Origin of the sequence: Ruegeria meonggei (assembly GCF_900172215.1) — a bacterium.
Classification (GTDB): domain Bacteria; phylum Pseudomonadota; class Alphaproteobacteria; order Rhodobacterales; family Rhodobacteraceae; genus Ruegeria; species Ruegeria meonggei.
Genome location: NZ_FWFP01000004.1, coordinates 363,259 through 386,704, shown reverse-complemented (window position 1 = coordinate 386,704; position 23,446 = coordinate 363,259). Strand labels below are relative to the sequence as shown.

The following is a 23,446-nucleotide window of genomic DNA, read 5'->3' as shown; positions in this document are numbered from 1 at the left end:
TGCTCATTGAGGGGACGTACCTGCTTGCCTGCCCCTAAAAGGCGTCTTTTGCACGTTTCCAACCCAATGCGATTCCGTGCCCCTCGACAGCGGCCTGCATCATCAACGGATAGCGGTCAGTTGGCGTCCGAGATTGAAGACACAACTCACTGGCCTACTTTGGGTCTCAATGACCGGCAACTTGTGTTGCTTCTGACCATCCTCAGTACTTGAAGACTATGGTTTCCCCGAACACGTGACATCAAACTCAGCAGCTCGCTTGTCGTCTTTTTTGAGGAACTTCACTTGGCCACTTGCGCCCTTGAAAACTCCAGTGCCGCCGACAACGGCCAATTGGGTTTCAAAGTGAGGCACTGTGTCGGGTTGGTCGGGGGCTGGGTAGGAACCATAATAAACCAGTTGGTTGGCGTCGATTGTCAGGTAAGCGTTAACGATGAGCTGGGTTTCACCTTCACTTGCGCCGGGAGCTATCAACGTCGTGACGTCCTGCATACCAATAACCTGACCCACTTCATTGAAAACCGTGACGTGCCCGACCGCGACAACTCCGAAACTGTCGCCACCAGACGTGATTTTCAGGTCTTCCAAGTAAACGGAAAATTGGCCGCATTCCGGTGTGTTTTCGGCTGCAGCCGGAAGGGCATGGGAGACAAGAAGCAGTACAGTAAGAAAACGCATTTTGACACTCCGATAAAGATTGCAACGGCTGTACGAAATATACTTCGAACTAGTTAGACTAGCGTTGCGATAGAACTGAATTGACGTAGACCGGCATCGAGATCCGCTCATTGTTTTCTAAGCTCAATCGTCAATAACCAGATTTCAAAGGCGTACTTGGCCCCTCCTTCTTTGATGGTCGCTTCAAAACGGTCATAAAACTCGTTCAGTAGAGTTTCGGTCGTATGGGCAGATTCACTGCGGAACAAAGATTGCCTGAATGTGGACTCGGTAAAGGAACGAACAAAACCCTTATAGCTTGCAGCATACTTTTCGGGAGCATTGATCTGGTCTGCGAAGATATCCTCCGGGTTTTGCTGAGCCGGAGCAACCTCTGCTCTCTCAATCAAAAAGCCGTCTGCCAATTCTTCGTTGCGTTGAAATGGCTCTAGCGCCTCTTTCCTGGACATAAACCAGACTGGCACAACAAAATCGCGGAGCGCGTGTTCAGATATCAATCCGTCATTCACCATCTTTTCGGCAATGCCGTACATTGCGCGATACGTATATCGGCCAGAACTGCAAATTCCGTTGAGCTCGCTCGCATCAGGGACAGCTCCTAGCGTCGAGACCATAAGCCTGCCCCCGCTACGCAACTCCCGAAGCCGCAATGCCAAAAAGGCTTCCCAATCTCGCTGCGCTTGTCTTTTTAGCTTCAATCGGGCTTCACCCTGTAGATCTGCGAACCAAAACGTGCCTTTAGAAGCGATAAGAGGCTGTGTGCTGAGCCAATGACTCGCACCAAACGAAGTTCCAACGTCTATAGACGATGCCGGTGCAGCAATTGAGAAAAAACTACCCACACTTGCGGTAGGGCGAATATTCGCAGAGAGGTTTGTGTAACCGTCTTGGCCAGCAGCACAATCGAACAGGGTATTCCAATCGTTCTCCGCCTGATCGACATGGTGAACGTAGATGAAGTAATCTGGATAGCGATCGGCAAAGGACTCTACGGCAGGTTTAATGGACAAAACCGCGTTTGATCCAGTGCCGCAGCCATAGTCAGCAATGTGTATCTCGTCTGATGAGGCCAAGACCTTGTCGGCCATCTCCCGGACATCGTCTGCGCGGGATTGAATAGAGTGCTTCTGCGGGAGGGAATTTACCGCATAGTCAACCATTCCCTCAGTTGGACTACTCTTGTCGCCCATAAAATCCTCCCAAATGTGCTTTGATAGGCAGCTAGAGGCTATAGCTTACACAAAGCGATGCCCAAAATCGATGAGTTGCGGGGCCAAGAACTGCTCTATGCAGTCGTTTGTGCAAGGCGCGGCATTCGGAACTTTGGGCTCATACCAGACTCCGGTGCCGTTGCAGAAAGGGCCCCTGCCCCACCTATAACTGATCATGCGGACGGCCCATTCCTGCCGTTGATCAAGAACCGCCATCGCTGCAGTGCGGCCCGTCAGAGGAGACATTCGCTGCAAGCGCAAAGCCGGAAGGTCAACGAGGTCGGGTATGCGGGACAAAGCGGACTTGTGCAATTGCGGCTATTGCTGACGCAGAAAGCCGGCGCCCGTTTGGCGCGATTTGTTCTGCGGCGTAGCAGGCTTCACCGAACCGGCCATTCACCGGTGTTGACCTCGCCGGGCTCTAAACTGAACTGTAGAGATCCACATGATGCAGTTGATGTAAATCCAAGGTCATGTGGGAAGGCATCAGCTTTGCCATACAGCTTCCGGATATCGATGACGTCGTGCCCTGCATCTGGGGACATACGTCGCGAGTCACGTATCTACCCTCGATTTTGCAGAAACTACTGACATAAGGTCGGCAAAGACCTCATCGACGCTGTCAGCACCATCCAGTGTACTGACTGCGCCTTTCGGCACGTAATACGAAAGCACAGGAAGTGTTTGCTCGTAGTACTCGCTTAGCCTTGTGCGAACTGTCTCAGCGGTGTCGTCTGCCCTGCGCTTGAATCTTGTACCTCCGCAAACATCACACACCCCTTCCAATTTTGGCCTCTTAAAGCGGATATGATACCCTTCACCGCAGTCTGCACATGTGTGCCGTCCTGTGATCCTCTCGACAAGTTCGTCGTCGTTGACTTTGAGTTCGACTACTTTCCCGACTCGCTGGCCTGACCGCTTAAGCAAAAGGTCGAGTGCCTTGGCTTGAGCGACTGTGCGAGGGTACCCGTCGAAGATCACACCCGCTTGAGTGTCTGGCTCCGCCAGTCTCTCTTTCAACAATGCAAGCACAATGTCATCACTTACCAGTCCACCGGCCTCCATCGTTGCCTTAGCAATCAAACCCAATGTAGATTGTGCTTCTACCGCCGAACGCAGCAGATCTCCTGTCGAAATTTGAATGTATCCCAGTTCATCGGCCAGACGCCGGGCCTGTGTACCTTTGCCGGATCCTGGTGGGCCAAACATGACCACAATCTTGGTTGGCTGATCCGAGTCTACTGTTGCCATTACTGGGTCCTTTCATCTTGCACGCCGTTGGTCTCGTTCTCGAACCAGACGCAATTCGTTGGAGCTGCGATGTGAGTTATCTGACAACATGGACAGCGCATTTGGCATGCCGTACGACCCTTGCCGCAGTCGACCCAAGCAAATAGTCCTGCAGACCCGGACGATGACTGGCAACGATAATGCAGTCCACATCGTGCGAAGCTGCATAGTCCAGAATGGTACGTCCGGAATGACCCTCCACAATGTCCAGCGATGCCCTCGGGATACCTTCAAGCATTGGATCGAGCTTTTCCGCGATCGCCTGCTTGGCGGCTTCGAAATGGTCTTTTGGAAGCAGATCCTCTGAGTATTGAGGGAGATGCTCCACTACATGCAAGACGGAGATCGTGCCGCCCTCACCACATAGCGTTTGGGCGACATTCAGAGCGGAATTTGCATCTCTGTCGGTGTCAAGTGAGACTGGCACAAGGATATTGCGATACATGGAAACTTCTCCGTTGGCAGACTTGGGGCAACCCCGAACTGAACCGAGGGCTTTAGGAAATTGACCCGCGACGCCAAATTGCAGCGCCACGGGCCCGGGGAGGAAGGTTAGGCTGGCATGAACAAGTCTTTGTATTGTTCACGAAGCTCTTTTTTCTGGACTTTCCCCATGGTATTTCGGGGCAATTCTGGGAGGACCACCAGCTTTTGGGGATGCTTGAACCGCGCCAACGATCCACCAATGTTCTTTTTAATGGCGTCCAGGTCCAGATCGCCCTGACCCTCTGCGACGAGCACCCCGACAACCGTTTCTCCAAAATCCGGATGTGGAACACCGATGACTGCGCTTTCCAATACGCCTGTTTCCTCGTCGAGGAGAAGTTCAATTTCCTTTGGATAGATGTTGTAGCCGCCTGAGATAATCAGGTCCTTGTTGCGACCAACAATGTGTAGATAGCCGTCTTCATCGATCTGGCCGAGATCACCCGTGATAAAGAAGCCGTTTTCACGTAGTTCTTCGGCAGTTTTTTCAGGCATCTGCCAGTAACCTTTGAACACATTCGGCCCGCGGACTTCGATCTCGCCGATGTCGCCTTGAGGCAGTGTCTCACCAGTATTGCTGTCGGTGATCTTGATCTCTATTCCCGGCAAAGGGAAACCCACTGTGCCAGCGCGACGCTCACCGTCATACGGGTTTGACGTGTTCATGTTTGTTTCGGTCATGCCATAACGTTCCAAGATGCGATGGCCGGTCCGTTCTTCGAATTGTATGTGCGTTTCCGCTAAAAGAGGTGCACTGCCGGAGACGAACAAACGCATATGCTGCGCCGCCTCGCGTGTGAACCGGTTGTCATCCAAGAGTCTGGTGTAGAAAGTCGGTACACCCATCATTGTTGTTGCCTGCGGCATCAGATCGAGCATGACATCGAGGTCAAACTTCGGCAGAAACAAGATCTTTCCACCTGCCAAGAGCGAGATGTTAGTCGCAACAAAGAGACCATGCGTGTGGAATATGGGCAACGCATGCAAAAGGGAATCTTCCGCCGTGAACCTCCATTCGCTGGCCAAAGCCTGACAGTTCGACAAAAGGTTGCCTTGCGTCAGCATGGCCCCTTTCGAGCGACCAGTGGTACCTGATGTGTACAAGAAGGCAGCAAGATCGTCTTCAGAGCGTTCGACCGTCTGAAAACCGACTGGCATTGTCTCTGCCTGAATTGCAAAGCTACCGCTTCCATCGGCATTCATTGTCTCAAGAATAGCACCACAGGCACTGGTCACAAGTTCAAGTGCCTGAGATGCCTTGCCATCGCTTAGCATTAATCTTGCACCACTGTTTTCGAGGAAATACGCAACTTCGGCAGCAGTATACGCAGTATTCAAAGGCAAGAAGACAATTCCGGCCTGAACACATGCGGCATAGACCGCCAAGGCTTGCGGTGACTTTACAATCTGCGCAGCCAAGCGGTCTCCTGGTTGCAAACCAAGTTGGGTAAACAAGTTGGCATACTGAGACGCGAGTTGCAGAAAGTCGCTATGGGTCACGACCGAGCCGTCGGCCATCTGTAAAAAGGTAGTGTTCTTGCCTTGGTGCTGCCCAAAAAGCGTGTCGTAGAGAGGATTTGCCATCTTCAATCTCCTAGTCTCTTGGTGTCACCGAAGCGCTCAGTGCTTTTACTGCGTCCGAGGCAACGACTGTCTTTTCGCCCACGAAATGCTCGTGGTTTTGCGAAATCTGATTGAGGTCATACAAGTAGTTGACCATTGTCCCGTTGGATTGCCGCAGCCCGTTCTCGGAAACGTCTGCATCCGCATGAACGGCGTGGACCAAGGCGCCATTTCCGAGATGAAAGCGCGCAACCGGGTCAAAGGGCATGCCGTCAGGTCGCTTTGCTTCCAGCAGGTAGTGAGCTGCAAGAGCCTGATTTTCGGCGGACTTCAACGCTTCCAAATCTGAGCCACCAAGCCAACGATTTAGGCCCGGAATTGGCGAGAGCGTTACGAAAGTTTTGAGCTCAGGCAGCTCCTTCGACAGATCCGATACAACCTGCTTGATTAGTGAATTGCCAAATGAAATGCCTGCCAGCCCGGCTTGGCAGTTCGATATCGAGTAGAAGACCGCCGTGTCAGCATCTTCGGCCTCAATTTCCTCGCGTTCATCTGCCAGAAGGCGCTGAACTGAGTTTGGTATGCCCTTGGTCAAAGCCACCTCGACGAAGATCAAGGGCTCGTCGGCCATCGCCGGATGAAAGAAACCAAAACACCGCCGGTCACTTGGCTTTAAGCGCCTTCTCAGATCATCCCAACTGTCTATGGCGTGTACCGCTTCATAAGCGATGATCTTCTCAAGTATCTCGGCGGGGCTTTCCCAATTGATCGGGCGAAGGACCAGGAATCCGCGATTGAACCATGACGAAAACAAGTGTTTGAAGTCGACATCTAGCGGTTCAAGATCCGGACGTTCCCTCATCATGCCTAAAAGGTCTTTGCGCATCGCTACGAGCTGACCAGTGGCGCCAGGAACTTGGTTCAGTCGGCGGGCCAGTTCTTGTCGCCTGGGTTCGCAGGCTGCGGCAAAGGCTCGATACGAGCCTTTGCCTGGTTTTTCGCTATACGCTTTGAGAGAGCTGAGGACGGCATCAGGATCGATTTCAAGCTCGTGCATCATGAACTCGAAGAAGGCAGTTTTCTCTACTGAGCTCATACTTCCATAGCGGTCCAGGAGATTGCGTGCCAGGGTGACGCCTGACACCTCTCCATGGCTGCTCAGAAGCGCTTCGCAGAGATCGGACGTGGTTCGTTTGTCGACTTCATCCGATCTGACCTTCCGATAGCGACGGTCAAAAACGGTCGAAATCAGATCACCAAAGTAGCTCATACCGCCTCTCCCATGATCGCGTCAGGCAACCAGGTTGCCAAACCGGGGAAGAAGCAAAGCAGGATGATCGCGATGACCATGCAGGCCACGAAAGGCAGCGACCCCTTGAGAATGGTCTTGAGCGAAATGTCCGGCGCGATGCCATTGATCACATACAGGTTGAGACCAACTGGCGGCGAGATCAGTCCGATTTCCATGTTGATTGTCAGCACAACCGCAAACCAGATTGGATCAAAACCAGCGGTCGTAATGATCGGAAGCAAGATGGGTGCAGCCATCAGGATCACAGCCACAGGCGGAAGGAAGAACCCCGCGACCAACAGGAACAACATGACGAATGCCATCAATACCCACCGGTTCACGTCAAGCGTGCCGATCCATTCTGCGATCGCCTGTGTGATGAACAGGCTCGACAGCATGTAGGAAAACACACCAGCTGCTGCGATGATGAACATGATCATCACGCTTTCTTTGGTGCTATCCCGAAGCACGACCCAGAGGTCTTTCGGGTTCCAGAGCTTGTAGATCAGCATCGCAATCAGCAAGCACAGGAGCGCACCCACAGCGGCCGTTTCAGACGGCGTGGCGATCCCGCCATACATGGCATAGAGAACACCGATGATAATCGCCAGAAACGGTAGGACCCGCGGAAGGATTTCAAATTTTTCTTTCCAGCTGTAATTGCCTGCCGTGAGTAGCTGTTTGTCGCCAGACTGCCATGTCGAGTAGAGCGACCAAATCATAAACAAGAGGACAAGCAGCAGCCCAGGTATGACGCCAGCGAGGAATAGACGACCAATCGATGTCTCAGTTGCAATTCCGTAGACAATCATCGTTACGGATGGTGGGATCAAAATACCCAGCGTGCCGCCCGCAGCGATTGACCCTGCCGCAACGCCGTCGGGGTATCCCCGTTTGCGCATTTCCGGAATCCCCATCTTGCCAATGGCAGCACAGGTGGCCGGGCTAGACCCAGACATCGCCGCGAAGAGCGCGCAGGCACCAAGATTCGAGATCACAAGACCACCAGGAACACGCGTCAGCCATCTTTCGAGGGCTTCGTAAAGATCAGCGCCGGCCCTAGTTGAAGCGATTGACGAGCCCATGATGATAAACATCGGGATCGATAAGAGCGCAAAGTTATCGAGCTTGCCAAATAGGATCTCTGGAATCAGCTCAAGCGAACGCAAACCGTCGAAGATGAGCAAAAAACCGGTCGAAACAATGAGCAAGCCTAGGGCGACAGACACACCAGAGAAGAGAACAAGAATTGTGGCCATGGCGACGATAGCGCCAAGTAAGATCGGGTCCATTACACGTCCTCCAAACCAAAGGGTGCGTCAATTTTCAGAAGAACTGCGATCAAGTCAGCGATTAGCTGAAGCAGGAACAGGCCAAACCCTATTGGGATCGACAGATACGGAATCCAAAGGCGTACCCCCCAAACCGTGTCCGATTTCCAGTTCCGTTCATAGGCGAGGTGCCAGTGCTCATATCCGTAGAAGAGGACGATGGCGACAATCACAATCGAAAGGCCCATTGTGAGAAGATACATGTAGTATCTGGCAGTTTTAGAGAGCGAGAGTGGTATCAAATCGACATTCACGTGACCACGGAGGCGTTGCACATAAGGTAAGCCGATCAGAGTTGCTCCAATCGCTAGATAGATTACGGCTTCGGTCTGCCAAACGGTGGACTCGTTCATTACAAACCGAACAAAAATCATTTGGCAGGTGATGGCGACGGCAGCAACAATCATGGCCGCAGAACACCATCCGGCGAGGGTTGAGAGGGCTGCAACTGCGCGTAAGAAGGGATTGTTTCCCGTGCGCGAAGCGACAGCTGAGCTTTGGCCAGCCATGACAGCTTTCCTTCCTGGAAAAGTCGAAGAATTTTGGAGTTAGCGGCAGCCATTCTTGGCTGCCGCAGTGCAGCGGGTCACTCGACAGCGAGCGCCTTATCGAGCAAATCCTGTCCATCAGGCACTTCTTCAACAAAAAGCTTGTAGGACGTTTCCTGGGCGAGTGCGCGCCATGCTTCGAAGTCTTCAGGCGTCATTTCGGCAATTTCAACACCAGCCTTTTCGAAGACTTCCACCGACGCAGCATCTTGCTTCTTGGCTTCTTCCAGGTAGAAGGCTTCGGCCTTTTCAGCAGCGGCCCGAAGTGCGGCCTGTTGATCTTCCGTCAGCCCTTCAAAAGTTGTCTTGTTCATCAACAGCGGCTGATACATGAACCACAGCGCGACATCTTCGGTCGCGGGCGTATAACAGGCTGCCTGCTCGTAAATTCGGTAAGATACGAAAGACGAAGACGACGTGTTTGCCGCGTTCAGAATGCCTGTTTGCATTGCATTGTAGATTTCAGATGACGCCATTGACGTGATCGATGCGTTTGCGCCAGCCAACATTTGCTCGAAGGCTTTGCCTGCGGCGCGGGTTTGGAGGCCATCAACATCTTCGGGTTTTGTGATGCAGCCATCCTTGCCAACAAAACCGCCTGCAAGATAACCATGCACCAGCACCATGACATCGTCATCGGCCATTTTTTCTTCCAGCGCGTCCATATAGGGGGAGTTGCTGAGCCGAGCCGCATGATCGTGATTTTTTACCAATCCTGGCATCAAAGTCAGGTTAAATGCGGGTTGCTGGCCGCCAGCATAGCTGAGCGGCAAGACTGTCATATCAAGCTGGCCGCGGCTCAGTGGGCGGTATTGCTCTCGTGGTTTGAACAGCGACTTCGAGCCGAAGATCTTTATCTCAAGATCGACGTCTGCCGCCGCCACTTCATCGGCGACGATCTGGGCGACCTGGTGACGGATGTCTTTGTTTGACCATTGGTGTGACAGGCGTAGCTCGGTTGCATTCACTACACTGGCTGTACCCATCGCAGCGATCATAGCGACGGTTGTCAAAAACTTGGATTTCATAGGTTCTCCTCCCTTTGGATATCCACCACGAAACGAGTCGGGCAGATAACCCATGTTTGTATATCTCGCATTCAAAGTCAACGTTCTTGTATACAAGAATATCGATATTGCGTCCGAATGCAGTTCTATAGTATGCTTTTGGCATGGAGTTAAAACGCGCTGATCAAATCGCCGAGACGCTGGAAGAGGCTGTATTTAAAGGCGAATATGAAGACGGACACCGTCTGGATGAAATCAAGCTGGCCGATCAATTTGGTGTTTCTCGTACTCCGATAAGAGAAGCCCTCCAAAAGCTAGTCCTGTCTGGAATGGCGGAACAAATACCCCGCCGGGGTGTCTTCGTTCGTCAACCTGGACCTGTCGAGTTGCTGGAAATGTTCGAAACAATGGCAGAACTTGAAGCCGCGTGCGGTCGTTTCGCTTCGGCCAGAATGTCAGATGAAGGCTTGGAGCGTCTCGCGCGAGCCAACGAACGATGCCGGGATGCAGTCGATCGAGATGACTCTGCCGGATACTATTTGGAGAACGAGGCTTTTCATCAAGAGATCTATCGCGGTGCGACTAATTCCTTTTTGGAGAGAGAAGCCCTTCGCCTCCAAAACAGATTGAAGCCATATCGGCGTGTCCAACTTCGCTTTAGAGGACGCATGACTCAGTCACTTTCGGAGCACGAGGCTATCGTTGATGCGCTCAAAGCTGGCGATGCCGAACTTGCGGCCACGACACTCCGAAACCATGTCACCGTTCAAGGTGAGAAATTTCAGCAGCTCATGGCCGGTCTCAATCAATGAAACCAATCTTTACTTGATCACACCAACTGTGGCGTCATTCCAATATGAGCCTTCTTTACGGTCGATATGTGAGCGAAGGATTTCCAGTGCGCTCTCAGCATCGCGCCTTTCGACGGCGTCCACCATCTGGACATGCTCTATATATGACTTTGCCATGTGCTCTTGGTGTCGCCCCAATCGATTTCTGACCGCCGCCATTTTCAGTGCGATCGTCTGATAGGCATCATTCAGAAACCTGTTGTTAGCCCAATCAAACAGACATTGATGAAATACCGTGTCTTGGGCCAGGTATTCGGCGTCGTCTTCAGCCTCTCTAGCAGCGGTCATTCGTTCGGTGCAGCTTTTAAGAGCTTCATGCAACTCTCTGGGTTGTTCCTTGATTGCTTGTGAAAGCGCGGTGCTTTCAAGACAAACGCGCGCATCGCACAGCTTTGCCAGTTCACTGGACTCCAGACTAAAAACAAACGATCCGCGCTGTGGTTCCACAACCAGTAGTCCCTCCATTTCGAGGCGATTGATGGCCTCGCGAACAGGTGTGCGACTTACGTTCAAATCCTTGGCGATTCGCGCTTCGGAAAGCTGATCACCGAGCTCAAACTCCCCGGTGACAATACGATCTCTCAAGTTCTCCGTCACCAATTCTGTCAATGATTTTGGCCTGTTGAATGAATTCATTGCGCTCTCCTCTGGCTGAAAGATAACAGCAAAACATCTAGCATACAATGTGGTAGTGTTGACAGCTAGCATACTGTATGCCAGTTATATTGCCCATGACGAGAGCGTTGGGAGGACGCAAGTGGAGAAGCTGGAGACATGGATTGTAGCCACTAACCGGGCTTTGGTTGCGGTCGCATTGGCAGCAGTTTTTACAATCGTCTTTGCCAATGTTGTTGGACGCTACGGGTTCGGAGCGTCCTTCGCATGGGTCGAAGAAGTCGCGCGGCACTTGATGATCCTTGGTGCCTTCTGTGGCGCGGGTCTCGCTTTACGCGAAGGGCGGTTGGTCGCAATTACCACCGTGCCTGATCTTCTTCCCGAATTCTTGGCCCGGATTTTGCGCTGGGGCATCGTGATCGTCATGTTCGGCTTTATGGCGACGATGCTTTGGCTGGGCATCCAGTTCGTCGAATTCGGATGGGACAAGGAAACCATGTCCACCGGCATTTCACGCGGCATTCCTTATCTGGCGATCCCAATTGGGTGTGCATTGTTCCTGATCCAACTGACCTTTTTTGCAAAACGCTTCGTCGCACAGGACTTCGAATATGGCGTTAGCGATGAGGCTGAGGGTTAAGCCGTGGCAAAAACGCTTATCATCCTCTTCTTCGCGACGCTCTTTCTGGGTGTCCCGGTGGCCTTCACCATGGGGATCGCTGGAATCTCTGCGATCTTTATTGACGGGTCCTTGAATCCGCTGGTCGCGACTCAACGCATGTTCGCCGGGATCGACAGTTTCCCGCTGATGGCGGTGCCTTTCTTTATCCTCGCGTCCGAGTTGATGACGGCCTGTGGTCTGACGAATGCGTTGCTGCGGTTTGCCAACGCGCTAGTCGGGCATGTGCGCGGTGGCCTGGGTCATGTGAACATTCTGGTTTCGATGCTGTTTGCCGGGATCAGCGGGTCGGCATTGGCCGATGCAGCCGGTCCTTCGGCCATCGTAATGCGGATGATGCGCGAAGCCGGGTATGAGAAGAACTACGCAGGCGCCCTGTCCGCCGCCACAGCCACCATCGGGCCGATTATCCCGCCGTCTATTCTGGCCGTGATCTTTGCCATCTCGACCAATGGTGTAACGGTCGCAGGGCTGTTTCTGGCCGGGATCGTGCCGGGTGTTTTGCTGGGCGTCTCGCTGGCCATCGCAAACCATGTCGTGTCAACGAAGTACGGCTATCGCGGGCGCGAGCATCGCGCCACCATGTCGGAACTGCGCAGTGCAACCCTTTCGGCTATCCCGGCGCTGATTATGCCAGCGATCATTTTGGGCGGTATCTTGTTCGGCGTCTTCACTCCGACCGAGGCCGGTGCGGTGGCTTCGGCCTATGCGCTCTTTCTGGGCTTTCTCCTGCGGGCTTTCACCTTACGCACGCTCTATGCTGCTTTTGTGCGGGCTGCCGTGGTGACATCATCAGTGTTTCTGATTGTCGCAATGGCATCAATCTTCGCCTGGTTGTTGACCTATCTTCAGATCCCACAGGAACTGGCGAAGGTCATCACTCAGATCACCGACAGCCGTCTAGGCATCTTATTCATTCTAGCCGGGTTCGCCCTGATCTGCGGGTTCTTTATCGACACGCTGCCCGCACTGATCATTCTGACGCCGATCCTTGGGCCCATCGCCTACTCTGCCGGTATCGACCCTCTGCAATTCGGCATGATGCTGGTGCTGAACCTGACCATCGGCATGATCACCCCCCCGGTCGGCCCGGTTCTGTTTGTCATCGCAACGGTCGGACAACTGAAAATCGAACAGCTTTCAAAGGCAGTCCTGCCGCTGCTGTTGGCCGAACTCATCGTGCTGCTTCTGGTCATTCTCGTGCCGGGCGTGAGCACTTTCATCCCCAACTCTTTTGGATTTGCGAACTGACATGAAAGGGAGGTACCTCATGAAAACCATGTCGAAATTGATGACGGCAACTGCTGTTGTCGCAATGACCGCTGCTGGAGCAGCTTCAGCCAAAGAGCTAAAATATGCTCACTTCCAGGCGGCCGATCTCAGTTCTCCAAAGCATGCTGCTGCGCTGGCTTTTGAGGCCTGTGTCGAGGGTAAGACATCGGGCTCAATTGACGTTCAGATCTTCCCAGCATCGCAGCTGGGCGGTGGTTCTGAGATCATGGAAGGTCTTCAACTGGGTACGGTCCAGATGGCCGCAATCCACGACGGTCCAATCTCTGCCGTCTACAAACCGTTCTCGGTTCTGGCAATGCCCTACCTGTTCGACGATCAAGCCATGGCCTGGTCGGTCATGGACGGTGAATTCGGTGACGCGCTGGCCGAGGACATGCTGGCCCAAACCGGTATCCGCAACTTTGGTGTGGCCGACAATGGCGTGCGCAATTTCACCAACAACGTAAAACCCGTGGCCGAGCCTGCCGATATGGAAGGCCTGAAGATGCGTGTGATGACCGCTCCGGTCTGGGTAACCCTGGTGGAAAGCTTGGGTGCGTCGGCAACACCCGTTCCGTGGCCTGAGCTGCCAGGTGCCTTGCAGCAAGGCGTAGTGGATGGCCAGGAGAACGGTGTGACCAACATCGTCAACGCCTCACTTTACCAGCACCAGAAATACGTCTCGCTGGATGGACACGTGTTCAGCTGGCACGCCTACCTGATGTCGGACGCGTTCTTCCAGAGCCTGAATGATGACGAGAAAAGTGCCGTTGAGCAGTGCGTGGAAATCTCAAAAACAATCCACCGTGGCATGACCGCTGCACAGGACGCGAACGCCACCGCGATCTTGTCGGAAAAAGGCATGGAGGTGGTGCCTGTCAGCCCCGAGCAGAAAGCCATGTTCCGTGCTGCCGCTCAGCCTGCTGTGCGCGAATACATCGTGGGTGAGATTGGAGCGGATTGGCCAGATCGCCTCGACGCTGCCGTCGAAGCCTACAAAGCGCAGTAACTCATGCCGAGGGACCGTCACATGACCAGCCAGACCATAGCCATTCTTGAACCAGGCTACGCCGCCTATGACACCGAAGCCTCGGTGTTGGCCAAGCAGGACGTTCAGATCGCACCGGTCGCGCCGGAAACTGAGGCGGTCCCGGCTTTGCAGGCGTTGGATCCAGTTGGCATTCTCGTAAGGGAACGGACTGTGGATGCGACGGTGATTGACGCCTGCCCAAATCTAAAGGTCATCGTCCGCTACGGAGTGGGCGTTGACAATGTTGATCTGGAGCACGCTCGATCACGCGGCATTTTCGTAGCAAACGTACCGGACTACGGCGCTGAAATCGAAGTCAGTGAACACGCAGTCGCGTTGTATCTTTCAGTGCAAAGACGAATTCCGTCGCGCGATGCAGAGGTGCGTCGAGGCGAATGGGGCATTGGGCAATCTGCTGTAATTCCAAACCGCGAAAACGGTGTTCTGGGCTTAATCGGTTGTGGCAAAATCGGGCTGGAAGTAGCGCGCAAGTTTCGCGCTCTCGGTTTCACCCGTGTATTGGTATCGGACCCGTATATGCCGCAGGAAGCGGCACGGATGGCCGGTGTTGAGCAGGTTCAATTGGACGAATTGTGCGGTATTGCCGACGTCATCAGCCTTCACGCGCCACTGACTTCGGAAACCCGGCACATTCTCAACGCTGAGCGCATCGGCATGATGAAACCCACATCCATCGTGGTGAACGTGTCTCGCGGGGGATTGGTGGACGAAACCGCCCTGGCTGAAGCGTTGCATGACGGTAGGATTTTCGGCGCAGGAATCGATGTGTTCGAGCAGGAGCCTGTTAGCCGGGATAACCCGCTACTCTATGCGCCCAATACCATCGTTTCGGACCACGCTGCTTGGTATTCGGAGCGGTCCGTCGTAATGCTGCAACGCTGCGCGGCGCGCGAAATCTCCAAGGTTCTGAGTGATGAGCAACCAGAGCATTGGGTGAACAAATGGTAGACGTTGTTGCTACCCTCCGATCAGCGCGGGTTGTTCCAGTCATCCGCCACGACGATCCAGGAGTCGCGCTTGAAGCCTGCGAGCTTCTCGCGGCTGGAGGAATCGAAGCTCTGGAAATAACGACTACGGTTCCTGATGCCGCTGGGATTATCGCAGATTTTCGCAGCAGGTTTCCGTCGATCTGTGTCGGGGCCGGTACCGTACTGACAACGGAACAGGTCGAGCAAGTAATCTCTGCTGGTGCGGAATTTGTCGTTTCGCCCTGTTGGAGCGACGAGGTGGCGCGCGCCCTTCTGGACGCAAGGGTTCCATACCTACCCGGCGCCATGACACCCGGCGAGGTTCTACATCACGCGAGTAGCGGGGCCACGTTGGTCAAAGTTTTTCCTGCGGAAGCGGCTGGTGGGCCCAGCTATTTGAAAGCTCTGAAAACAGTGTTTCCGGACGTGGCTCTGATGCCGACCGGAGGTGTAACACCAGCGAATGCTAAATCGTATCTCGATGCGGGTGCCCTGTGTGTTGGCATGGGCGGCAATCTTCTACCCGCAACGGCGCTTGAGGTCGGCAACACCACCGTCGCAGTCGAACAGATCAACTCGGCCCTGACAGCCGTTTTCTCACAAGACACCAAGAACTAGAGGATAGCAAAATGGACATCAAAGAACTCGTAGCCGGATTTCGCGAAGTGGCGACCGCTTCTGTTGCCGACGCCGTCGACAAGGTCGCTGGCAAAACCGGCTTTCTTCCCGAAAGCATCAAACCGCGGATCAATGAAACCAAGATCGTTGGCCCCGCTGTCACCGTTCTTGAGGGGCCCAGTGCTGAATTCCTACCACCTGAACATGCCCTGAATGCAATTGACGAAGCAGAAGCGGGCTCGATTATCGTAATTTCCACCAATGGTCAGGCCGAAGTTGCTCTTTGGGGAGGCCTGATGGCTGCCGGAGCAGTGGCCAACAAGCACGAAGCAGCGGTTTTGGATGGAGGCGTGAGGGACCTCGTAGAAATCAAGCGCGATTTCGATTTCCCGGTCTACGCAAGAACCGTCTCGCCCGGCACGACCTTGGGCCGGATAAAAACCATCGCGTCAAATGTCGAGGTGGCGATGGGTGATGTCATCGTTAATCCGGGGGACATCATTGTCGGTGACATCGACGGAGTCGTTTGTGTCCCGCGCGAGCATGCTGAATCCGTTCTGGAGATGGCCCGAGACATTGATGCGCGCGAGGCTGAACAAGCCCGTCTGATCATTGAAAGTGGTTCGCTGCGCGAAGGTCTCGCGAAATACGGACGGATCTAACCCCAAACAATAACGCTCCGCAGGCTGCTCGCAACAGCCTGCGGAACACCAGACCTCAGCAAGGGAGGAATACATGCTGAAAAGAGTGATCAACACGGTGGCCCTTACCGCCGTTCTGGCTACCCCGGCGCTCGCGAACGGGCCCGAGGTTGTCGCGGAATGGAACAGTTTGCCCTACGCCGTCAAGGATGAGGCGACAAAATCTGCGTGGGAAGGCAGCGAGATATTTGGCAAGGCGCTGATACAGGGCGCTAAGGTCGACAGTCAGGGTAACATTTACGTCTCTACTGCCCGTTGGGGTGGGGCTGAGATTCCATCGACTGTGTCGAAGCTGGTCAAGAACGGCGACACGTGGGAGTTGGAGGCATTTCCGTCCGAAGAAATCAACAGCATGTCGAACCCCGACGGTTTGAAAGCCGTGCTGGGTTTTGAGATCGACCGCAACGATGTGATGTGGATACTGGATCAAGGTCATGTGGCAGGCCCTCCGTTCGAGGATGGTGACGCCAAACTCGTGCTCTGGGACCTGAAAGAGAACAAGGAAGTCCAGCGTTACGTTTTCTCGGCAGAAGAAGCTGATCGTCAATGCTCCTTCCTGAACGACCTCGCTGTCGATAACGACACGGGCTTTGCCTATATCGCCGACAGCGGCATTTTTTGCGATCCGCTGCACGGAGGTTTGATTGTCTATGACAGCAACACCAATTCAGTGCGCAGGGTGCTGGATCAGCATCGTTTCACCAATGATGAACCGAACTTTTTCTTCAATATCGACGACCGTCCGGTTCTGAAGAACGGCGGGATGCGCACCGGCGCCGATGGAATAGCATTGTCGGGTGACAAGGAGACACTTTATTGGACCAACCTGACCGGCAATCACCTCTATAGCCTGCCAACAGAAATTTTGCGTGACTTTGAGGCCAATGAAATTGTCATCGAAAATGCGGTCGAGGTTGCGGCAGTGCTGCCTTCCAACACCGACGGCATGACTGCCGACAATGCGGGCAACATCTACATGACTGCCCTATCCTTGGATGGCCTTATGAAGTTCGATGAGTCTACCAGGCAAGTCAGCCGTTTCGTCCATCACCCAGAAATGAACTGGCCCGACACCCTTGCGTGGGGTCCGGATGGCGAGATGTATGTGGTGTCAAACCACCTGCATGTCTGGGTCGATGGCGACATGAACTTTGAAGATCCCGAAATCCCGAACTTCCGCATCTGGAAGATTCCAGGTGTCGGGCAAAGCTACACATCCGAATAATTCTCCCGACCAAACTGACCGCACCTTGATTGGTGCGGTCCCTTTTAAGATGAGAAAACCATGACACCCGATATTCTCTGTTTTGGCGAACCCATGTTGGAGTTCAATCAGCAACCCGATGGAAACTACTTGCCGGGCCATGGCGGAGATACCTCCAACGCTGCCATAGCTGCCGCCCGACAGGGCGCAAGCGTAGGCTATTTCACTCACCTTGGCGACGATACATTCGGCAATTCTTTCATGGATCTCTGGTCCAATGAAGGCGTTGATACGTCTACTGTTCAACAGGTTTCGAACGCGCATACGGGCATTTATTTTGTAACTCATGGTAAGGACGGGCACGAGTTCAGCTATTTCCGCGCAGGTTCGGCTTCCAGCCGCATTGTTCCCGAAGATTTACCGCTCGACGCGCTCAGGACAACGAAGGTCCTTCATGTGTCGGGCATCAGCCAGGCCATATCAGACACCGCCGCTGACGCAGTATTTGAAGCCATTCGAGTCGTCAAAGAAGCGGGCGGCATGGTTTCTTATGACACCAATTTGCGCCTGAAACTGTGGCCCATCGAACGAGCCCGGGCAGTGACGCATGCCGCCATGCTTCATTGTGACATCGCTCTTCCCGGAATGGATGACGCAGTGCACCTGACCGGCCTGGACGACCCGGTCGCGATAGTCGATTTCTACCAGGGTCTGGGTGCAAAAATTGTTGCTCTTACACTTGGCGCAAAAGGCACACTTGTCGCAACTCAGAAAGACAGGCAGCTGGTTCCGGTACAGGAAGTAGCGGCGGTTGACGCGACTGCAGCTGGCGATACTTTTGATGGCGCATTCCTGGCCCGCATCGTCGCTGGCGATGATCCTTTCGAAGCCGCGCGCTATGCTAACGGTGCAGCGGCACTGGCAACACTGGGGTATGGGGCCGTTGCACCTATGCCAACTCGTGAAGCCGTTAGTGCATTTCTTGCAAAAGAGAGTTGATCAATGTCGCATGCCGTTGTTGTTGGAGGCACACGAGGAATTGGCGCAGGCATAGCTGAAATGCTGCGCCGAAAAGGTTGGACTGTGACCGTCACCGGCGTCGATGACACCGAAGTTGCAGCTTATGTCGATCAAAACGCCGGGTTAAGCGCAGCTCAATTGGATGTGCGCGACACCGTAGCGGTGTCTTCCTTCTTTTCCGGTTTGGATCGGCTCGACGGCTTGGTCAACTGCGCAGGCATTTTGGCTCGAGCCGCAGAGTACGAGATTGAGATCTTTGAGAAGGTCATCGACGTGAACCTGACCGGCACCATGCGTTGCTGTCTTGCAGCCCAACCATTGTTGGCTGACACCAAAGGTGCCATCGTGAACACAGCGTCGATGTTAAGCTACTTCGGCGGACCTTTGGTACCCGCCTATTCCGCGTCAAAGGGCGGCGTGGCTCAATTGACCAAAGCGCTTGCGGGTAAGTGGGCCAATGACGGGATACGTGTAAACGCTGTTGCTCCGGGGTGGATTGCGACCGAAATGACCTCAGAATTGCGCGCTGATCCTACCCGAAATGGCCCTATCCTGAACAGAACACCGCTTGATCGCTGGGGACAGCCTAATGAGGTTGGTGCACTAGTGGCCTGGCTTCTCTCGGAAGAGGCGGCGTTTGTTACCGGGTCCGTTTATCCTGTCGATGGTGGATATTCAGCAATGTAAGGAGGCCGCGCCATGCCGGTTCAAGGTGAAGATCAAGACCCCAAGATGCCATACCAGCTACCTTTTCCAGAGGACGCTCAAGACGAGATAGTCATCCCTGACGCCGTTCCCGACGATGAGCGCGTTTGGGTACCGCAAACAGAAACCGTCTCATTTCGACCCCTCTGTCTCAATCGCTCACAGGGCTATTGGATGAACTTGCTGCGGGTTCGTCAATCAGGGGTGCTGTCACGCCATCGCCATCCTCAGCCTGTACATGGCTTTGTTCTCAAGGGCCGTTGGCACTACCTTGAGCACGACTGGGAAGCTCGCGAAGGCGGGTACGTCTTTGAGCCTCCAGGCGAGACTCATACGCTGATCGTTCCTGAAGACGTAAGTGAGATGATTACCTACTTTCAGGTCAATGGCGTCATGCTCTACGTCGATCCATGGGGAAAGACGATGGGATATGAGGACGTTTTCACGAAGATCGAGATGTGCCGAAATCACTATGAAGAGGTAGGCCTTGGAGCAGATTTTGTCGAGCAATTCATCCGATAGCCCGCTACGGTTGGCTCTGGTCGCTCATGACGCCAAAAAGGCAGACCTAGTAGACTGGGTTCGACAGAACACATCCCTGCTCCAAGGAGCAGACTTATTCGCAACCGGAACGACCGGGACCAAAATTCTTGATGCATCACCACAGTTAAAACTCACTTGCCTCAAAAGTGGTCCTTTGGGCGGGGATCAGCAGCTTGGCGCGATGATCTGTGAAGGCAAGCTCGATGCATTGTTCTTCTTCATCGATCCGATGTCACCAATGCCTCATGATGTCGACATTAAAGCCCTCAGCAGGTTGGCGATTGTGTATGACATTCCCTGCGCTCATAGTCCAAGTACGGCGAATTTCGTACTGAAGGGTTTGTTTTCCCAACGCGAAACAGGCGCATGAACGCATGCGGTTGCTCGAGTAACCGTGCGAAGCACTCGCGAGATTCTTAGCAATTTCCAATTAGTCTTTGCATGCAATCGAGGTAATTTTTTGGATTTGCAGCCGCCATCGTCTTAATTTCAGTGGTCAACAAGTTTCGATGATGACCAATGGCTTATATGACCTCAGAGCGCCTAAACTAGCCATATGATGTCGCTCAGCAAATGCACGTTTTGTCCCGCGACCTTTGAATTGCCTCTCGTTTTCTCGCTGCGCCTTGCACCGATGGCCGGTTCCTCCGCTGCATGACTGCACTTGGATAGTTGCAAATGCATCGATTTTCCCGCTGCGTGCGCGCGCAGCACAAAAATCCAAAGTACAGGTCGGGCTCTTCGCGGCCATCGGAGCCAGTGCAGCATATGGACTTTCACATTGGCTTGCGCAGTTAAGGGCGGCCCATTCCGGACTCACGGCGCCTTGGCGGATGCTGCAGGTGCAACCCAGATACCGGACATAGGCCACGGTCGCGAAATCACGTCGCCTGTGAATTTGCGGATCGTAGGACGGCCCAAAAACTACTTCGAGCACATTTGTGATCCACCTTCGATGGGTGGTCCTTTAGGTTATCTTGGACGGTCTGGTTCGTTTGGCGCACGCGGAATCAGAGCCTCAATTTCGTTCAGTATATCATCAGGCAAAGCACCGAAGGTTAATGCGCCCGCAATACCCTTGATCTGCTCTTCTGTCCGCGCTCCGGGGATCGGAATATAGGTGTCAAACTGGCCCCAAATCCACCCGAGAGCCCCTTGCACAAGAGTTCGGCCATTTGAGGTCAGCAAATCTCGGACCGCGTCGAGTTTTTGGATGAGATCGGGGTTTGCCCTGCCATCTTTGTAGTATTCCATCCAATCTTCGTCCGATGCACGTACATCATCCGCTGCCATGACGGTGTTCTGATCGTACTTACCAGAAAGCAGACCCATCGCGAGCGGTGAACGTATAAGGGAAAACAGCCCATTCTCTTGCACCACTCTTTGCATACGCGGCGCGTCAACGAACAGGTTCATCACGTATTCGACCGCAGCGAAGTTGCTTCTCGTTGAAACAGCCGAGGCGCTTCTGGAATAGTCGGTACTCCAACCATAGGCGCGCAGTTTCCCGGCCTCTTTCAACTGATCCAGTTCATCGAATACCGGTTCCGCCATTTCTATCGGCATATCGTTCACGTGCAGCAGAAGCAGATCAATCCGATCGCGATCCAGTCGCGACAGACACCCGTCAACAGCGGGGGCTACCATATCGGGGGTGAAGGGATCGAATGAGATCTGTTTGTTCGCCTCATCAATCCCGACGCCGATTTTTGTGGCAATCAAAGCCTCGGGCCGTTGTTTCAAGGCTTTACCTAACAACCGCTCCGAATGCCCGGCGCCATACGCAGCTGCCGTGTCAAACAAAGTGATCCCGCCCTCCAAGGCAGCGTGGATCGTCCGAATGGAAACATCGTCGTCTGAACGGGTGTAACCAAGGGATTGTTCGCCGCAATACATCTTGCCGCCAATTGGCCAGCATCCCATGCCAAGTGGTGAGATTTCGGTTTCGAGAAATTTCATCTGTGGCCCTCCAATGTGTCCCTTCAGAAAAAATGCCATCTCTGTCTTTTCATCAACAACACAGAATGTAAGCATCGTTTCATGAATGAACGTGATCTCGACTGGGATAACCTGCGGCTTTTCCTTGCCGTTGCCCGAGCAGGTGGACTTGGGTCAGCAGCAGAGCGGACCGGCAAAAGTGCCCCGACCCTGGGTCGACGCATGATCGAGCTTGAGCGCAATCTCGGGGCGGAATTGTTTCTGCGTAAACCGAGAGGCTATGACCTGACTGAAGACGGGCAAAAGTTGCTGGAAAAGGCCGCAAGCATTGAGGCGCGGATCTTGCCTATCACCGAAAGCAGCCTCGCTACTGCACCACTATTGGTTAAGATTTCAGCCGGGACCTGGGTTACCAGGGTTTTGATGGGCGCTGCCGGGAAGCTCTGCGGATCGATACCGGTACGGCTCCGGTTCATTTCCTCGGAAGACGTGCTGAGAATCGGGCACCGGGAAGCGGCGATTGGCATTCGAAATCATCGGCCGGAAGAGATCAGTCTGGCTGGCCGAAAAACCGGGCGCGTTCGGTTTGCTGTCTATGCCGTAGACAAGAGTGTTTCGACCTGGGCGCGGGTATTGTCCAATACACCTTCCGCAATTTGGTTGAGGGAAAACGCACAAAGTGGCGATGCCATTGAAGTGACTGCGCCGCAAAACGCCCTTGATCTTGCAACTGCAGGAGTTGCCCGGGCTGTTTTACCAACATTCATCGGGAACTCGCAGCGACGGCTTAAGCAGGTATCGCCTCTGATTGTTGATCTGGAACACGACCAATGGCTTGTATCCCACCACGAAGACAGATTTCTGCCAGAGGTGCGACATGTCATTGATCGTACCTACGCAATACTGTCGGAGGCCTGTGCAAAAGGGTGACAAAGCGCCCGAAAGGACAGCACCACATCAGACATGCGTTTTCGATCTACTGCGGGTCGACATTCTATTGTTGCCGATAGTCGATTACCGTGTGCCACAGGACTGCTGACATTATCACTGTCCCGCCAAGAACTGCGGCTGCATGCGGAAGTTCACTTAGCACGACCCACGCAAGCAGCGTTGCGCAAGGTATCTCGACCGCACCCAAAAGAGCTGATTGTGCTGACGGAGTGAGGCGTGTTCCTTCTGTCCAGAGGATTACGGCAGCAGCGAAAGTCAGCCCGAACAGGATCAACAAGACGGTATCTTGAGCAGTGACATTCAAAGGCGCACCCATCAACGCGCCCACAAGTAAGAGCTGTAAGGCGGATGCCCCGCCCGCCCAAACGACAGGCACATCGGCGAATTTCCGGATCAGAACGATGTAAGCTGCGTTTCCAAATGTCATCACGACCGCAAGCAGGTCGCCCATCAGCTTGCCTGTGCCCAGACCACCGGACACGATGATTGTGACACCGGCCAACGAAAGAATACCAGCAATCAAAGTGCGGCCCTTCGCAGTCTCACGCATGGCCAGCCACGCCAGTCCGGCGGCAAAAAACGGGGCGGTTGCATAGATCACCGCAACATTCGCTACATATGTCAGCTTGAACGAATAGATGAACGTGATGCTGGCGACACTGCCGACACTGGCAAGTATCCAGCCGCGCAAACCCAGCCGGAATGCTTGGCCTCGTGGCGTCGCCCCACGGCGAACCTCAACATAGACAATGACGGCCAATCCGCCGATCAGACCACGCCAACAGGCAATGGTCCAACCATCTGCCTCGATCATCTTTGTCAGGACGCCCGACATGCTGAAAACGACCGCCGAGAGCGACACGAGCACGATCCCGTTCAAATGCTGAGACTGCTGCACCCTTTCGACCTTCGACTATAACTATGG

25 protein-coding genes are annotated in these 23,446 nt (G+C 53.9%); 13 read left to right on the top strand and 12 right to left on the bottom strand.

The window, feature by feature from the left end:
• Positions 1-216: 216 nt before the first annotated feature.
• The 9 genes from RUM8411_RS08925 to dctP all read right to left on the bottom strand — a co-directional run bounded on the left by RUM8411_RS08925 (position 217) and on the right by dctP (position 9,426).
• On the bottom strand, positions 217-678 hold the full coding sequence (locus RUM8411_RS08925) for a hypothetical protein (RefSeq protein WP_085822334.1): 462 nt from the start codon (positions 676-678) through the stop codon (positions 217-219).
• Positions 679-785: 107 nt separating this feature from the next.
• Positions 786-1,868: a class I SAM-dependent methyltransferase gene (locus RUM8411_RS08920; protein WP_085822333.1), complete on the bottom strand. Its 1,083-nt coding sequence runs from the start codon at positions 1,866-1,868 to the stop codon at positions 786-788.
• A gap of 576 nt (positions 1,869-2,444) precedes the next feature.
• On the bottom strand, positions 2,445-3,140 hold the full coding sequence (locus RUM8411_RS08915) for an adenylate kinase (protein WP_085822332.1): 696 nt from the start codon (positions 3,138-3,140) through the stop codon (positions 2,445-2,447).
• A 76-nt stretch (positions 3,141-3,216) separates the two neighbouring features.
• Positions 3,217-3,624 carry a universal stress protein gene (locus RUM8411_RS08910; protein ID WP_085822331.1) on the bottom strand — a complete coding sequence of 136 codons (408 nt, stop codon included), beginning with the start codon at positions 3,622-3,624 and terminating at the stop codon, positions 3,217-3,219.
• Between the two features lie 107 nt (positions 3,625-3,731).
• Positions 3,732-5,249: a malonate--CoA ligase gene (locus RUM8411_RS08905; protein WP_085822330.1), complete on the bottom strand. Its 1,518-nt coding sequence runs from the start codon at positions 5,247-5,249 to the stop codon at positions 3,732-3,734.
• A gap of 10 nt (positions 5,250-5,259) precedes the next feature.
• Positions 5,260-6,498: a malonyl-CoA decarboxylase gene (locus tag RUM8411_RS08900; protein WP_085822329.1), complete on the bottom strand. Its 1,239-nt coding sequence runs from the start codon at positions 6,496-6,498 to the stop codon at positions 5,260-5,262.
• Complete coding sequence (locus tag RUM8411_RS08895) at positions 6,495-7,811, bottom strand: TRAP transporter large permease (protein WP_085822328.1); 1,317 nt, start codon at positions 7,809-7,811, stop codon at positions 6,495-6,497. The genes RUM8411_RS08900 and RUM8411_RS08895 overlap by 4 nt, the downstream gene beginning before the upstream one ends.
• Positions 7,811-8,359, bottom strand: coding sequence for a TRAP transporter small permease (locus RUM8411_RS08890; protein WP_085822327.1), 549 nt, complete (start codon positions 8,357-8,359; stop codon positions 7,811-7,813). The genes RUM8411_RS08895 and RUM8411_RS08890 overlap by 1 nt, the downstream gene beginning before the upstream one ends.
• A gap of 77 nt (positions 8,360-8,436) precedes the next feature.
• Positions 8,437-9,426 (bottom strand): TRAP transporter substrate-binding protein DctP, encoded by a 990-nt coding sequence (gene dctP, locus RUM8411_RS08885; RefSeq protein WP_085822326.1) that lies wholly within the window; start codon positions 9,424-9,426, stop codon positions 8,437-8,439.
• Between the two features lie 143 nt (positions 9,427-9,569).
• Between dctP and RUM8411_RS08880 the strand changes: the two genes are divergently transcribed.
• A complete protein-coding gene (locus RUM8411_RS08880) occupies positions 9,570-10,217 on the top strand; it encodes a GntR family transcriptional regulator (protein WP_085822325.1) in 648 nt (215 codons plus the stop codon).
• Positions 10,218-10,226: 9 nt separating this feature from the next.
• On the opposite strand, the gene RUM8411_RS08875 is transcribed toward RUM8411_RS08880, so the two are convergent.
• Positions 10,227-10,892: a GntR family transcriptional regulator gene (locus RUM8411_RS08875; protein WP_159453875.1), complete on the bottom strand. Its 666-nt coding sequence runs from the start codon at positions 10,890-10,892 to the stop codon at positions 10,227-10,229.
• 121 nt (positions 10,893-11,013) lie between these two features.
• On the opposite strand from RUM8411_RS08875, the gene RUM8411_RS08870 reads away from it, so the two are divergent.
• The 11 genes from RUM8411_RS08870 to RUM8411_RS08820 all read left to right on the top strand — a co-directional run bounded on the left by RUM8411_RS08870 (position 11,014) and on the right by RUM8411_RS08820 (position 20,002).
• Entirely contained in the window at positions 11,014-11,511 is a 498-nt protein-coding gene (locus RUM8411_RS08870) for a TRAP transporter small permease (RefSeq protein ID WP_159453874.1), read from the top strand.
• A gap of 3 nt (positions 11,512-11,514) precedes the next feature.
• Positions 11,515-12,801 carry a TRAP transporter large permease gene (locus RUM8411_RS08865; RefSeq protein WP_085822323.1) on the top strand — a complete coding sequence of 429 codons (1,287 nt, stop codon included), beginning with the start codon at positions 11,515-11,517 and terminating at the stop codon, positions 12,799-12,801.
• Between the two features lie 19 nt (positions 12,802-12,820).
• Entirely contained in the window at positions 12,821-13,831 is a 1,011-nt protein-coding gene (locus RUM8411_RS08860; protein WP_085822322.1) for a DctP family TRAP transporter solute-binding subunit, read from the top strand.
• Between the two features lie 21 nt (positions 13,832-13,852).
• Entirely contained in the window at positions 13,853-14,821 is a 969-nt protein-coding gene (locus tag RUM8411_RS08855; protein ID WP_085822321.1) for a C-terminal binding protein, read from the top strand.
• The gene (locus tag RUM8411_RS08850; protein ID WP_085822320.1) at positions 14,815-15,459 is read left to right on the top strand and encodes a bifunctional 4-hydroxy-2-oxoglutarate aldolase/2-dehydro-3-deoxy-phosphogluconate aldolase; all 645 of its coding nucleotides are present in this window, start codon (positions 14,815-14,817) and stop codon (positions 15,457-15,459) included. The genes RUM8411_RS08855 and RUM8411_RS08850 overlap by 7 nt, the downstream gene beginning before the upstream one ends.
• 11 nt (positions 15,460-15,470) lie before the next feature.
• Positions 15,471-16,121 (top strand): RraA family protein, encoded by a 651-nt coding sequence (locus RUM8411_RS08845; RefSeq protein ID WP_085822319.1) that lies wholly within the window; start codon positions 15,471-15,473, stop codon positions 16,119-16,121.
• Positions 16,122-16,194: 73 nt separating this feature from the next.
• Entirely contained in the window at positions 16,195-17,385 is a 1,191-nt protein-coding gene (locus tag RUM8411_RS08840) for an L-dopachrome tautomerase-related protein (RefSeq protein ID WP_085822318.1), read from the top strand.
• Positions 17,386-17,445: 60 nt separating this feature from the next.
• Positions 17,446-18,363, top strand: a complete 918-nt coding sequence (locus tag RUM8411_RS08835) for a sugar kinase (protein WP_085822317.1) — start codon at positions 17,446-17,448, stop codon at positions 18,361-18,363.
• A 3-nt stretch (positions 18,364-18,366) separates the two neighbouring features.
• Complete coding sequence (locus tag RUM8411_RS08830; RefSeq protein WP_085822316.1) at positions 18,367-19,071, top strand: SDR family NAD(P)-dependent oxidoreductase; 705 nt, start codon at positions 18,367-18,369, stop codon at positions 19,069-19,071.
• A gap of 12 nt (positions 19,072-19,083) precedes the next feature.
• Positions 19,084-19,611 (top strand): 2,4'-dihydroxyacetophenone dioxygenase family protein, encoded by a 528-nt coding sequence (locus RUM8411_RS08825; RefSeq protein WP_085822315.1) that lies wholly within the window; start codon positions 19,084-19,086, stop codon positions 19,609-19,611.
• Positions 19,577-20,002, top strand: a complete 426-nt coding sequence (locus RUM8411_RS08820; protein ID WP_234995180.1) for a methylglyoxal synthase — start codon at positions 19,577-19,579, stop codon at positions 20,000-20,002. The genes RUM8411_RS08825 and RUM8411_RS08820 overlap by 35 nt, the downstream gene beginning before the upstream one ends.
• Positions 20,003-20,604: 602 nt before the next feature.
• Here RUM8411_RS08820 and RUM8411_RS08815 read toward each other — a convergent pair.
• On the bottom strand, positions 20,605-21,591 hold the full coding sequence (locus RUM8411_RS08815; protein WP_085822378.1) for an aldo/keto reductase: 987 nt from the start codon (positions 21,589-21,591) through the stop codon (positions 20,605-20,607).
• Between the two features lie 81 nt (positions 21,592-21,672).
• Between RUM8411_RS08815 and RUM8411_RS08810 the strand changes: the two genes are divergently transcribed.
• The gene (locus RUM8411_RS08810) at positions 21,673-22,500 is read left to right on the top strand and encodes a LysR family transcriptional regulator (protein WP_085822313.1); all 828 of its coding nucleotides are present in this window, start codon (positions 21,673-21,675) and stop codon (positions 22,498-22,500) included.
• Between the two features lie 64 nt (positions 22,501-22,564).
• On the opposite strand, the gene RUM8411_RS08805 is transcribed toward RUM8411_RS08810, so the two are convergent.
• Complete coding sequence (locus tag RUM8411_RS08805) at positions 22,565-23,419, bottom strand: DMT family transporter (RefSeq protein WP_200818553.1); 855 nt, start codon at positions 23,417-23,419, stop codon at positions 22,565-22,567.
• Positions 23,420-23,446 lie beyond the last annotated feature (27 nt).

Bases quoted from the DNA above. Each gene is read 5' to 3' on its own strand.
- RUM8411_RS08835 (WP_085822317.1), top strand. From the start codon at position 17,446: ATGACACCCGATATTCTCTGTTTTGGCGAACCCATGTTGGAGTTCAAT.
- RUM8411_RS08850 (WP_085822320.1), top strand. From the start codon at position 14,815: ATGGTAGACGTTGTTGCTACCCTCCGATCAGCGCGGGTTGTTCCAGTC.
- RUM8411_RS08840 (WP_085822318.1), top strand. From the start codon at position 16,195: ATGCTGAAAAGAGTGATCAACACGGTGGCCCTTACCGCCGTTCTGGCT.
- dctP (WP_085822326.1), bottom strand. From the start codon at position 9,426: ATGAAATCCAAGTTTTTGACAACCGTCGCTATGATCGCTGCGATGGGT.
- RUM8411_RS08910 (WP_085822331.1), bottom strand. From the start codon at position 3,624: ATGTATCGCAATATCCTTGTGCCAGTCTCACTTGACACCGACAGAGAT.
- RUM8411_RS08905 (WP_085822330.1), bottom strand. From the start codon at position 5,249: ATGGCAAATCCTCTCTACGACACGCTTTTTGGGCAGCACCAAGGCAAG.
- RUM8411_RS08825 (WP_085822315.1), top strand. From the start codon at position 19,084: ATGCCGGTTCAAGGTGAAGATCAAGACCCCAAGATGCCATACCAGCTA.
- RUM8411_RS08860 (WP_085822322.1), top strand. From the start codon at position 12,821: ATGAAAACCATGTCGAAATTGATGACGGCAACTGCTGTTGTCGCAATG.
- RUM8411_RS08815 (WP_085822378.1), bottom strand. From the start codon at position 21,591: ATGAAATTTCTCGAAACCGAAATCTCACCACTTGGCATGGGATGCTGG.
- RUM8411_RS08900 (WP_085822329.1), bottom strand. From the start codon at position 6,498: ATGAGCTACTTTGGTGATCTGATTTCGACCGTTTTTGACCGTCGCTAT.
- RUM8411_RS08845 (WP_085822319.1), top strand. From the start codon at position 15,471: ATGGACATCAAAGAACTCGTAGCCGGATTTCGCGAAGTGGCGACCGCT.
- RUM8411_RS08915 (WP_085822332.1), bottom strand. From the start codon at position 3,140: ATGGCAACAGTAGACTCGGATCAGCCAACCAAGATTGTGGTCATGTTT.
- RUM8411_RS08895 (WP_085822328.1), bottom strand. From the start codon at position 7,811: ATGGACCCGATCTTACTTGGCGCTATCGTCGCCATGGCCACAATTCTT.
- RUM8411_RS08875 (WP_159453875.1), bottom strand. From the start codon at position 10,892: ATGAATTCATTCAACAGGCCAAAATCATTGACAGAATTGGTGACGGAG.
- RUM8411_RS08830 (WP_085822316.1), top strand. From the start codon at position 18,367: ATGTCGCATGCCGTTGTTGTTGGAGGCACACGAGGAATTGGCGCAGGC.
- RUM8411_RS08920 (WP_085822333.1), bottom strand. From the start codon at position 1,868: ATGGGCGACAAGAGTAGTCCAACTGAGGGAATGGTTGACTATGCGGTA.
- RUM8411_RS08925 (WP_085822334.1), bottom strand. From the start codon at position 678: ATGCGTTTTCTTACTGTACTGCTTCTTGTCTCCCATGCCCTTCCGGCT.
- RUM8411_RS08810 (WP_085822313.1), top strand. From the start codon at position 21,673: ATGAATGAACGTGATCTCGACTGGGATAACCTGCGGCTTTTCCTTGCC.
- RUM8411_RS08855 (WP_085822321.1), top strand. From the start codon at position 13,853: ATGACCAGCCAGACCATAGCCATTCTTGAACCAGGCTACGCCGCCTAT.
- RUM8411_RS08890 (WP_085822327.1), bottom strand. From the start codon at position 8,359: ATGGCTGGCCAAAGCTCAGCTGTCGCTTCGCGCACGGGAAACAATCCC.
- RUM8411_RS08880 (WP_085822325.1), top strand. From the start codon at position 9,570: ATGGAGTTAAAACGCGCTGATCAAATCGCCGAGACGCTGGAAGAGGCT.